This window comes from Roseivirga sp. BDSF3-8, assembly GCF_041449215.1.
Taxonomy (GTDB): domain Bacteria; phylum Bacteroidota; class Bacteroidia; order Cytophagales; family Cyclobacteriaceae; genus JBGNFV01.
This window is the reverse complement of record NZ_JBGNFV010000001.1, coordinates 3,995,089-4,007,212: the sequence shown is the minus strand read 5'-3', so window position 1 is coordinate 4,007,212 and position 12,124 is coordinate 3,995,089. Positions and strand designations below refer to the sequence as shown.

Annotated in this window: 6 protein-coding genes; 4 read left to right on the top strand and 2 right to left on the bottom strand. The window is 52.9% G+C overall.

The genetic code is table 11. The features are described 5' to 3' along the window. Positions 1-215: 215 nt before the first annotated feature. Positions 216-584 (bottom strand): DUF2809 domain-containing protein, encoded by a 369-nt coding sequence (locus AB9P05_RS16585; protein ID WP_371909950.1) that lies wholly within the window; start codon positions 582-584, stop codon positions 216-218. A gap of 253 nt (positions 585-837) precedes the next feature. Here AB9P05_RS16585 and AB9P05_RS16580 point away from each other — a divergent pair, with 253 nt between their 5' ends. Both AB9P05_RS16580 and arsS read left to right on the top strand, forming a co-directional pair. Continuing rightward, positions 838-1,170, top strand: a complete 333-nt coding sequence (locus AB9P05_RS16580; protein ID WP_371909949.1) for an arsenosugar biosynthesis-associated peroxidase-like protein — start codon at positions 838-840, stop codon at positions 1,168-1,170. Continuing rightward, on the top strand, positions 1,171-2,202 hold the full coding sequence (gene arsS / locus AB9P05_RS16575) for an arsenosugar biosynthesis radical SAM (seleno)protein ArsS (protein WP_371909948.1): 1,032 nt from the start codon (positions 1,171-1,173) through the stop codon (positions 2,200-2,202). Positions 2,203-2,207: 5 nt separating this feature from the next. Here the strand turns inward: arsS and AB9P05_RS16570 are convergent, their stop codons facing one another. Next, positions 2,208-2,780 carry a hypothetical protein gene (locus AB9P05_RS16570; protein WP_371909947.1) on the bottom strand — a complete coding sequence of 191 codons (573 nt, stop codon included), beginning with the start codon at positions 2,778-2,780 and terminating at the stop codon, positions 2,208-2,210. Between the two features lie 460 nt (positions 2,781-3,240). On the opposite strand from AB9P05_RS16570, the gene AB9P05_RS16565 reads away from it, so the two are divergent. Next, on the top strand, positions 3,241-7,029 hold the full coding sequence (locus AB9P05_RS16565) for a glycosyl hydrolase (protein WP_371909946.1): 3,789 nt from the start codon (positions 3,241-3,243) through the stop codon (positions 7,027-7,029). 67 nt (positions 7,030-7,096) lie between these two features. Continuing rightward, positions 7,097-12,118, top strand: coding sequence for a glycosyl hydrolase (locus AB9P05_RS16560; protein WP_371909945.1), 5,022 nt, complete (start codon positions 7,097-7,099; stop codon positions 12,116-12,118). Positions 12,119-12,124: the final 6 nt, after the last annotated feature.

Below are 12,124 nucleotides of genomic sequence, written 5' to 3'. Positions count from 1 at the left end.
CCGGAGAGGAGTCTCGGGAATTCCCGGGAAATACCGGGGGATCAAAAACCACTGTAAATCAGCTATTTAACCGCCATAAAAAATTTGAGATTTCTTTATGAAATATTCTGAGATGTGTGGGAAAAGGGTAATCGTATCAGGCTGATTTTTAGAATGTCACAAAAAAACGGCAGCCCCTCAGGGGACTGCCGTGATTCTTGATTTGTGATAAAGGGTTAGAGGCGGGCGTTACGGTCAAGCCAGTAGACGACAATGACCCCGAGGGTATAGGCGAGCATATCAATCCACTCGAAGGAGCTGCCGAGGACTATCCTGGCGAGCTTGTTATCCTGAAGGCTGAGGGCGCCCAGCAGGTTGAGGTACTGCAGCACTTCGACCAGGTAGGCAATGAGGAGGGTGGCAAGGGCCAGGTAAACTTTAGAGAAAGTGAGAAAGGTGCGGAAGAAATAGTAGACGAGCATGACCACGAGAAAATCGCCGACATAGGGCCGGATGATGGCATCGCGGACATACAGTGCAATAAGCACTTCTATTATAAAGAGGAAAAGGGTGAGCAGTGCGTAGCGGGGGCGAAAAGTGAACATCTGTCGGGTATTTAGGCTGGCAAATATAGCATGCCTGCCGGTACCCTGACCAATGGGATCAGTCTTCGGAGGTCTTTTTTAAAAAGAATTTGTCTCTGCCTACATCCAAAACGTTACCTGGCTTCGTAAGTTAAGTAAGGCAGATCCGGGTATTCAGATGGTAAGTAGCAGACAATTCCACCCGTTTCTGCCTTTATTTTTTACAGGTTGCCTGAAATTTCTTTTACCTTAGCCACCTATCAAATGACTGGAAATGGATACATACTATAATCCTGAGGATCTTAAAAAATTCGGAGACATTGGAGAATTCGGCAAGGAACTGGCCGATAAGTTTTTCGATTACTACGGTAATGTGTTTAAGGAAGGGGCGCTAACGGCCAGAGAGAAATCACTGATCGCCCTGGCGGTGGCTCATGCCATACAGTGCCCGTACTGCATAGATGCTTATACTACGGACACGATGGAAAAGGGCTGCGATGAAGAACAGATGATGGAGGCCGTGCATGTGGCCGGAGCCATCAGAGGTGGAGCCTCGCTGGTACATGGGGTACAAATGATGAACAAAGCGAAAAAATCACTGATGTAAATGAAGTCACTAAAGGCACAAGGACATCTTTATGCTGATACGGCTGCTCAGATTGAAAAGCTCAATGAGGGCAGTTTTACTAAATTTACCCGAAAACTGGAAGAATCCGGGCTGGAGAATATGCGCCCGACGGGCATAGACATTATGCAGATCAATGTGGGCAAAATGTGTAACCAGACGTGCAAACACTGCCATGTGGATGCCGGGCCGGACCGGGAGGAGATCATGACGCGGAAAACGATGGAACTGTGCCTGGACATTCTGAAAAAGTATGATATTCCTACAGTGGACCTGACGGGAGGGGCGCCGGAGATGAACCCGCACTTTCGCTGGTTTGTAGAGGAGGTGAGCAAGCTGGGCAAGCAGGTAATCGACCGCTGCAACCTGACGATCATCCGGGCTAATCCGAAATACCACGATCTACCGGACTTTTTTGCGGAGCATGGCGTGGAGGTAGTGTCGTCATTGCCTCACTACACTGCCCTGCGTACAGACCGGCAGCGTGGCGACGGGGTTTTCGGACGGTCGATAGAAGCGCTGCAGATGCTGAATGAGAAAGGCTACGGCATGGAGGGCAGCGGCCTCACGCTTAATCTGGTATATAACCCTACGGGGGCCATACTGCCGGGCCCGCAGGAGACGCTGGAAAATGAATTTAAAAAGCAGCTAAGACGCAAGTTCGGGCTTGAGTTCAACAACCTGTTTGTCATTACTAACCTGCCGATAAGCCGCTTCCTGGACTATCTGATCGTAAGCGGTAACTACGAGGATTACATGCAGAAGCTTGTGGATGCCTTTAACCCGGCAGCCGCACGCGGGGTGATGTGCCGGAATACGATAAGCATAGGCTGGGATGGCTATATCTATGACTGTGACTTTAACCAGATGCTGGAGTTGAAAGTGAGGCAGGGAGGCCGGCACCTTTCCGAGTTTGACTTTGAGAAGATGGTAAACCGGCCTATTGCTATGGACCAGCACTGCTATGGATGCACAGCCGGGGCGGGAAGTAGCTGTGGGGGCCAGACTACGTGATCATACTATTGCTTCAGCCGGAGCTTCAGGTATTGGTAGGCCCTTTCACCTACAAAAAATAAGCCCTGGCTAATAAGAACCCCTGCTACAAGGCCTGTAGCCGCTCCGATACCCAGGCTATAGCCCTCTGAAACCCAGTGAACCACGCGATTAAGCACATACAATATCACGGCACCTGAGGCCGCGCCTGCAAGGGTACATGAAAGTAACAGGAAGGTTTTAATACCTTGCCTGGAAGATTTTTGATACACGCCGACTACGGCGGAGGCGGATAGGATACCCAGAAATGCCAGGCCACTGATAACCAGAAATATAAATACACCTATTGCTAAGCCAACGCCTACCAGCACCAAGAGAAAGAGCACCATAATCAGGGCCATAATTCCCACTGCCGGGGTGCCTATATCATATTCGTCTATCTCTTCCTCCCCCCTATCCACAGACTCAGAACCGTTATCCTCAGCCATTACTACTGTATCTGCCATGGCCACCGTATCAGCCGCTATGGCTGGCGGCAGGATTAGCATACCCCCAATGATGAGTTGACCGATTGCCAGTTTCATGCTTTTCTTAGACATAGAATTTACCACAGACTCTGGTTGGTGTTTATTAGTAGCTGCCGGAGGCATTTACAATTATATGTAACCGGAGTGATTATATCATAAGGACGCTACCTAATCAAACGGTTTGTTCTCCGCATTATGACCATTGTTTGCTCCAATTATGGCACCCAGGCGTTATGCATCGTACCGCCGGGAGGATAAAAGGGCAACCAATCGATGACTTACACCTTCAGCGATTAATTTTTTCTCTAAAACGATTTAAATGGCTCTACAAGGCCCTTTGTTATACGTTTGTTATACGATTGCTGGATACTTGTTATATCCTGAAAATGGGTTTTTGCCTGTGTATAGGGGATATTGCTTCTATTGATTTTGTGTGCCACCGACTCAGTATTTCCTGTGGATTTCATCTGCTGAAATAGGTCATTCAACCGGCTCACCTATCGCATGTCATTGAACAACTAACCCCAAATCTATGAGAAAGCTTTATCTCATGGTAGTGCCTTTGGTGGCATTACTTTTTTCTTATCAATCCCATGCCCAGACGGCTGTGTCAGTAGGGCCGGGAAGCTACGCCTCCTACCCTCCTACTCATGAAATGGACGGTACTTTTACGGAGATCGCCACGAATGCGCAGATAGACGTGCAGGATGGCGAAACCCGCCCGATACCTACTAACGACTGGTGGACAAACCTTATCTATGATGAAAGCGACGAACTTGGTGGCCGCCTGTGGGCTATGCCACTCGTCGTCGACCCCAGTGAACAGGGGCTGAACATCTATCACCCTACTAAGTGGAATGCAGCTGGTAATGATCTTATGATGGACTTCCCTGTCGTACTAAAAGGCGCCGGTTTTGCTCCTGCCCGCACCATAGTTACCGACTGGTCGGACTGGTCCGTAGATGCGAAGGTATATGAAGACATAAACAACAAGTACTTCAACCTGAAGGCTGTACACGGCAGCCCCTTTGTGTGGACGGAGATCCAGGGTTTTACGCCCCAGGTGGAATGCTACCATGGCGCGAGCTACCTGGATGCCGGGGGTAACCCTATCTCATTTCCTTTTACCGGGGAGTATTTTGTGATTGAATACTGGGACACGTATTATGGCGTACACATGCCGGCGGGTTCGACCGTATCTCGCGGAGGCCTTACAGGCAATCTGCTAACCATCAACCTGGGATCCGGTGCTAACTACCTTGTCTTTTCTGGTTTGCCAAATGCCGCTGCTGCTGCTACCATGCACCCTTATGCGTATGTAAAGCCAACGAATACTACGGTGAGCTGGAATTATGACATCAACGGCGGTGAAATGAATGCGACCTGGACGGCGGCTACGGCTAATATCCGTGGTGCAGGAGAGACTGCGATGCTACAGGGCTTTTTGCCTCACCATTACCGTACAGCGCTTAGCTCTACTGCGAGCTATACGGGCATTACGTATAAGCAGGCGCGTGGCACTATGCAGGTGGCGGCAGGCACGAGCTTCTCTTTCAATTATTCGTTTAGCGGCATACTGCCTCACTACACGGCGCCGAAGGTTGAAAGCGGCGCCAACCCCTACCAGCCGGGTCGCATGACCACGCTGATCAGTGAATATACGGCTAACCTGCAGGCCCAGGCGGAGCCTTACGGTACGGACACGTACTGGGGGGGCAAGGACCTGGTAAGGATAGCTAAATATATGCTGATGGCTAAGGAGACTAATCACCCGGATTATAATACGCTGCTGAGCATACTGAAGGATGCTATTACCGACTGGTGTACGTATACGCCGGGGGAAACGGAACGCTACTATGCGTGGTACCCTCAGTGGAAGGCCCTGGTTGGGTTTAATGAAAGCTATTATTCAGGTGTATTTACGGATAACCACTTTCACTACGGATACCTGATACAGGCGGCGGCCCTGGCGGGGATGGCTGACCCTGCCTTTGTGGGCCAGTATGAGGGGATGTTAACTATGGTGGCTAAGCAGTACGCTAACTGGGACCGCTCAGATGCCAACTTCCCCTTTATGCGGACTTTTGATCCGTGGATGGGCCACTCTTATGCAGGCGGGGTGTCCTCTCCTAACGGAAATAACCAGGAGAGCACCTCTGAGGCGATGCAGTCGTGGCATGCAATGTTCTTCCTGGGCTCGGTACTGGGAAATGACCAGATGCGCGATGCGGGTGCCTTTGGCTACATGTATGAGTCGCGGGCCACGCTTGAGTACTGGTTTAACCAGTATGGGGATATATGGCCTTCCAACTATGACAGCCGCCACGATGTGGTAGGAATTATGTGGCCGGGCGGCTATGTTTACGGCACGTACTTTGGCACTGATCCGCAGTGGATTCACGGTATACAGATGCTGCCCATCAGTCCCGGATTCCATTATTTCAATGACCTCTTTACAGAAGCGGAAGCGGATACTTACTACCAGGGCCTGCTGGACGAAATGTACACTTATTACAATGCGAATGGTGATGCCGGCCGGACAGACGGTGGTGTGGTCACGGAGGCGGAAATAGGCCGTGACTGGGCCAATGTGCTCTTCGGTTTTAAGATGCTTTTCGACCCTGAATATGTGACCCAGAAGCTGGATCAGTACTGGGTATCGTCTGACCAGGAAGAGGAGGACGTGATACGGTCACCTTACACCGGTGGTATCAGTTACTACTATGCGCATGCGCTGCAGAACCTGGGTACGATTAATTTCGACTACCATATGTCTATGCCGATGAGTGCCACCTTTGTAAATGACAATAACGAGGTGACGCACGTGGTGTATAACCCCTCTCCTTCGGCACAGGTGTGCCAGGTGTACCTGAATGGCTCGCAGGTAACTTCCTTTACGGTACCGGGCCATACGCTGTACAATAGTTCGGCGCCTGTATCGGGCGGGGCACCGGTAGCTTCACTCTCTGCCACTCCGCTTACGGGACAATCTCCACTGGTGGTGAGCTTTGATGCCGGCGGATCTACGGACCCTGATGGTGATGTGCTGAGCTATAGCTGGAACTTCGGTGATGGCACCTCAGGCAGCGGGGCAGCGGTACAGCATACGTATGCCTCATCCGGCACGTATAATACCACGGTAACGGTATCTGATGGCACGTACAGCGATGTAGCCTCGGTACAGATAGTGGTTAGTCCGGGTAACAGCGGCAATGATAACCTGGCACTGAACAAACCGGCTACATCATCCTCCGTAGAGGGGGCCTATTTAACCTCGCAAGGCAATGATGGCAACGGAAATACCCGCTGGTCAAGCGAATACGGAGCTTCTGCCTGGATGAAGGTGGACCTGGAGGATACTTATGACATAAGCCGGGTGGTACTGGACTGGGAAAGGGCGAGTGCAGAGAGCTACCACGTGATGGTATCGGATGTGAACAGCACACCTGACCCTAATAGTGCCGACTGGACCATCATCTCTACCCAAACGGGCATGGCTGATGCGGCCCGTGAAGATGACCTGGGTGGACTGAGTGGCAGCGGCCGCTATATCGCCATTTATGGCTACAACAAGCTGCACGAATGGGGCTACTCGCTCTGGGAAGTAGAGGTATACGGCACCCAGGGCAATGAGCCGCCGGTGGTAACCTGTGGTACGGCTAACCTGGCGCTGAACCAGCCGGCGGTATCGTCTACATTCGAAGCGCCTTTTGAGGCCCCTAATGCCTTCGATGGTGATGCTGGCACGCGCTGGGGAAGCGGCTTTACGGACAATGAGTGGATCCGGGTGGACCTGGGGGGAACTTACGCCGTATGCGAAGTGGTGCTGAACTGGGAAGCGGCCTATGGCAATGCTTATGAGATCAGGCTTGGTGCCACCACTGACCTGGCGGCCTCACAGGTAATTGCGAGTGTATCGAATGGTGACGGCGGCATCGACAATGTTACCACTGACCAGACTGTGAGCGGACGCTACGTATGGATGCAGGGCATAAGCCGGGCACTGCCTTATGGCTATTCGCTATATGAAATGGAGGTATACGGTGCCTCTGTCAGCACCCGGATGAGCCCGGCCGATAATGATCTGACCGATGCGATGATGCTGTTCCCTAACCCTGTGCAGTCTGTACTCAACTTCCGCTCGAAAAGTCTGCAAACTGGCGACCGCATACGGATCTATACAGCTACCGGTAAGCAGGTGATGAAACTGAAGGCGGATACGGACCAAGGTGCCACATTTGATGTAAGCAGCTTACAGCCTGGTATTTACCTACTCAGGATTGAAGGTTCTACGGATACGTTCCGCTTTACCAAGCAATAAATTAACCTAGAGCCATCCGGTACATGCCGGATGGCTCTCTTATACATAACCCATTCTCCAAATCTGTATGACACAACATTTACCTATATCTCTCAGGTGGTTGCTCCTCTGTGCCGGGATGCTGACCCATATGACCTTAATGGCACAAAACCCGGTGTGGTCGGATGAGTTCGATGGCACACAAATAGACCGCTCTGTCTGGACCTATGGGACGGGTGGTGACGGGAACGGCAACGGTGAGTTGCAGTACTATACGGCAGCCAGTGAAAATGCCTATATAGAAAACGGTAACCTGGTCATAGAAGCCCGGAAAGAAGACTATGAAGGTAAGCAGTTTACCTCTGCCCGCCTGGAAACGATCGGGCGGTTCTCATTCAAATACGGCTCGCTGGAAGCCCGGATCAAACTGCCGGACATAGCGAACGGGCTGTGGCCTGCCTTCTGGATGATGGGCAGCGACTTCGGCCAGGTGGGCTGGCCTCACTGTGGGGAGACGGACATCCTGGAGGCGGGGGTTAAGTCGGCCATTGATAATGGCACGGCCAACCGTACGGCTATTGCGGCCACGCACTGGTGGCATGATGAGGGTACCTGGAGCGACTGGTTGCAGGCAGACCATGCTGAGGATACTACATTGGCAGTAAATTTTTACGAGGACTACCATACGTTCAGGCTTGACTGGACGCCTACGGAAATGGTTATTTCGGTAGATGGTGTGCCTCACTTTACGCAGGATATAACCGACCCTAACCTGTCGGAGTTTCACAACCCGAACTTCATTCTGCTGAACCTGGCGGTGGGCGGCTATAACTTTGTTGAAATTACTGACCCGGCGCAGATCACGGCGCCCTTTCCGGCCAAAATGTATGTAGACTATGTGCGCCTGTATGCCAATGAGCACACGGAAATGTACCAGGCGGAGGATTACGCAAGGAGGAACAACTTTGGGATATTCACAGAGACCACTTTGGTGGAGGAGAATCTGAATTTCGGTGACCCGAATAACAACATCTTCCTGTGGAATAATATGGTATCGGTAAACGATACGCCTGCCGAAGGGGGCGCAGTACTAAGCTATGAGGTAGCGCCCGGCAACTGGTGGGGCATGGGTATTCACTCGACCGACCAGAACATGAGGTACTACACTAACGGGTACCTTCACTTTAAGTGTAAGACTACGACCACGGGCAATATCACCATAGGCATAGCCAGCACGGCTGCTGCCGGAGGGTCGGTGGTACTGGCTGCCGGCGGAGAGGAATACGGCCTGGTACGTGACGGGCAGTGGCATGATGTGGCCATACCGCTGAACAAGTTTAACAATGTGGACTTCCAAACCATCAACCAGGTATTTACAGCGTCCGGCACGGCCCCTGCCGATACGTTCGATATTGCTTTCGATGACATTTACTGGTCTGAAAGTGTGCCTCTGCCGGCACCCGAATACGGTAACTTCGGGGTGTATACGGAGACTCCTGCTAATAAGGACGCGGGTGAGTTTGGCTTTGGGGTCAATGGTGACCTGTTTATCTGGGAAAATACGCTGGAAGTCCTGCCTACCACTGCTGCTGAGGGCAATAGCGCCCTGTCTTTCACCTCTACGGGTGCAGGATGGTTCGGCATGGGACTGACGGGTCGCAGCGCGTTTAACCTGTCTGCCTTCGACAATCCGAACGGCTACTTTCATTTTTCTATGAAAACGACGAGCACGGCGGATTTCCGTGTGGGCATGAAGAGCGGAACGGTCAATGACATCGGGCAGAAGTGGATCTGGTTCCGTAACGGGCAGGACCCGTATGGTTTTGTCCGCGATGGCCAGTGGCATGATATTACGATCCCTGTATCAGAACTGTCAGATGTGGTGGATATGATGCAGGTGCTGCAGCTCTTCCAGTTGCTGGGCACCACAGAGATCAGCGATATCGCTGTGGACAACATTTACTTTTCAGGTGGTGAGGCTGCAGTGGACCCCGGCGCGGGAGGCACACCGGTAAACCGCCCGCCATCGGCTATCATAACTGCATCAGCCACAGGTGGTCCCGCCCCACTGGTAGTGGACTTTGACGCCAGTAAGTCAACTGATGTGAATGGCGATGCCCTTACGTATAGCTGGGACTTCGGTGACGGCAGTACGGCGACCGGCGTGACGGCACAGCATACCTTTACGGCAAACGGTAACTATACGGTAAGGCTGACTGTAGCTGACAGTACCTCGTCTTCGGTGGCGGAGCAATACATCTTTGTCAATAATTCGTACGGTAGGGTCAAGAGTCAGAAACGCGGCCTTGGGTATGGCAGCCACTCGGAGGCTGACATGGCGGCAATATCTCAGGGTATCAGCTGGTGGTATAACTGGTTCCATCAGCCTGATGCGCAGATAGAGGATGTGTACCAGAACTATGGGGTGGAATTTGTACCCATGGCCTGGAACGGCGGATTTAATGAGCAGGCGATGAGAGACTGGCTTTCTGCTCATCCGGAAGCGGAATATGTACTGGGCTGGAACGAGCCAAACTTCCTGGAGCAGGCGAATATGACGCCTTCGGAAGCGGCGGCGGAATGGCCCCGCCTGGAAGCGATAGCGGATGAGTTCGGGCTGAAGATCGTGAGCCCGGCCATGAACTTCTGCGGTAGCTGTGTGACTGAAAACGGCACGACCTACACGGACCCTATCGAGTACCTGGACGACTTTTTTGCTGCGTGTACAGACTGTCGTGTGGATGCGATCTCTATCCATGCCTACATGGGGCATGTGAGTGCGGTAGAATGGTATGTAGGGCTATTTAAAAAATACGGTAAGCCTATCTGGATGACAGAGTTTGCCAACTGGGAAAATGACCCCACGCTGGAAGAGCAGAAGCGCTACCTGGTGCAGGCGGTGGATTATATGGAGAATGACCCGGATGTGGAGCGCTACGCCTGGTTTACGGGACGCCATACGGGCCCTCCCTACATTGCGCTGCTGGATCAGCAGTCGGGTGTGCTTACGGAACTGGGGCAGATGTATGTGAATATGCCTGTGCATGACCCTGCGTACTATCATGCGGTACCTGGCCTGGTAGAGGCCGAAAACTACACTACCATGAGCGGTACGCGGCCGGAGCCGACTGAGGACGAGAGCGGGTTCCTGAACATGAGCGAGATGGAAGCTGGTGACTGGCTGGAATATAATGTGAATGCGGCCACGGGTGGGACATTTGACATGGACTTCAGGGTAGCCAGTGATTCACTGGGCGGTACCCTTACCATCCTGGTAGACGGGGCACAGCAAGGTAGTGTGAGCTTTGGAGTTACCGGCGGCTGGCAGAGCTGGACAAATGTAAATACGACGATCAGCATACCGGCGGGTAATCATGTTATCAGGCTGGAGGCTGCTCAGGGTGTGATTAACCTAAATCATTTCAATGTGAGTACGGGTGGTGGAGAGAATGGCGCACCAGTAGCCAGCTTTACGGTGGACAATGCCAGCGGGCAGGCTCCGCACGCCGTAAGCTTCGATGCCTCAGGTTCCTCAGACCCGGACGCCGATGGCCTTAGCTATAGCTGGGACTTTGGTGACGGTGCTACGGGCACAGGGGCCACGGTAGCTCATACTTATAATGCGGCAGGCAGCTACACGGCGGTATTGACTGTATCGGACGGTTCACTTTCTGATACTGAGCAAACGGTCATTACGGTAACCTCAGCCACGGGGGGCAATGATAACCTGGCACTGAACAAAACAGCCTCGGCCTCATCTGTGGAAGGTCCTTACCTGGCAGGATCGGGTAACGACGGGGACGTCAATACCCGCTGGGCCAGTGCGTATGGCCCCACGGCGTGGATGATGGTGGACCTGGAGCAGGGCTACAGTATAGAGGAGGTAGTATTGAACTGGGAACGGGCCAGTGCAGAGAGCTACTATGTGATGGTGTCTGATGTGAACAGCACGCCGGACCCTAATAGTGCGGACTGGACCATTATCTCTACCCAAACGGGTATGGCTGATGCGGCGCGGGTAGATAACCTGAGGGGGCTGAGTGGCTCAGGCCGCTACATCGCTGTGTATGGCTTTAATAAGCTGCACCCCTGGGGTTATTCTCTTTGGGAGTTTGAAGTGTACGGTACTTCCGGTAGCACTCCGGCCAACCAGGCACCGGTAGCCAATGCAGGGCCCGATCAGACGCTCAGCTCCACAGCAACCTCTGCAACACTTGATGGCAGTGCCAGCAGTGACCCTGATGGCGGACCTTCAGCCCTGAGCTACACCTGGACGCAAACGGCAGGGCCTGCTGTAAGTATCGCCGCTCCTTCGGCTGCTTCCACGGCTATATCAGGGCTTTCGGCTGGCAACTCATATACTTTCCAACTGACGGTAAGTGACGGTGCTGCCAGCAGTGCTTCGAGTGTATCAGTAAGGGTGGATGCCGCGCCGGCCGGCTGCGGAACGACTAACCTGGCGCTGAACCAGCCCGCTGCTTCCTCTTCAACAGAAGCGCCCTTTGCTGCTGCCAATGCTACTGACGGTGACGGCGGTACGCGCTGGAGCAGTGGCTTCACGGATAATGAGTGGATCCGTGTGGACCTGGGAGCTACCTATAGCGTATGTGAGGTAGTACTGAACTGGGAAGCGGCCTACGGCTCGGCCTATGAGATCAGGCTTGGCAGCACAACGGCCCTTGCCTCTTCTGTGGTGATCGCCACGGTAACTAATGGTGACGGAGGCACGGACATGGTGGGCACAGACGCATCGGTAGCCGGACGGTATCTCTGGATGCAGGGGCTGAGCCGGGCGCTGCCATACGGCTATTCCTTATACGAAATGGAAGTTTATGGGGGTGTGGCTACAGGCACACGCATGGCACCTGCCCGGCAGCAGGTCAATGTGGCCATTTTCCCTAACCCTGCCATGGATGAGCTGACCGTATTCACCGAAACCTACCGCCAGGGTGACCGGGTGGAAGTACTTACCCTACTGGGTGAGCAGCTTATATCTGAGCGACTTACCGCCAGTAGGCAAACGCTGGATATACAGCATCTGCAACCTGGCATATACATTTTCCGCCTTACCGGATCAAAGGAAAAGACGATTCGATTCGTGAAAAGGTAGGAATGC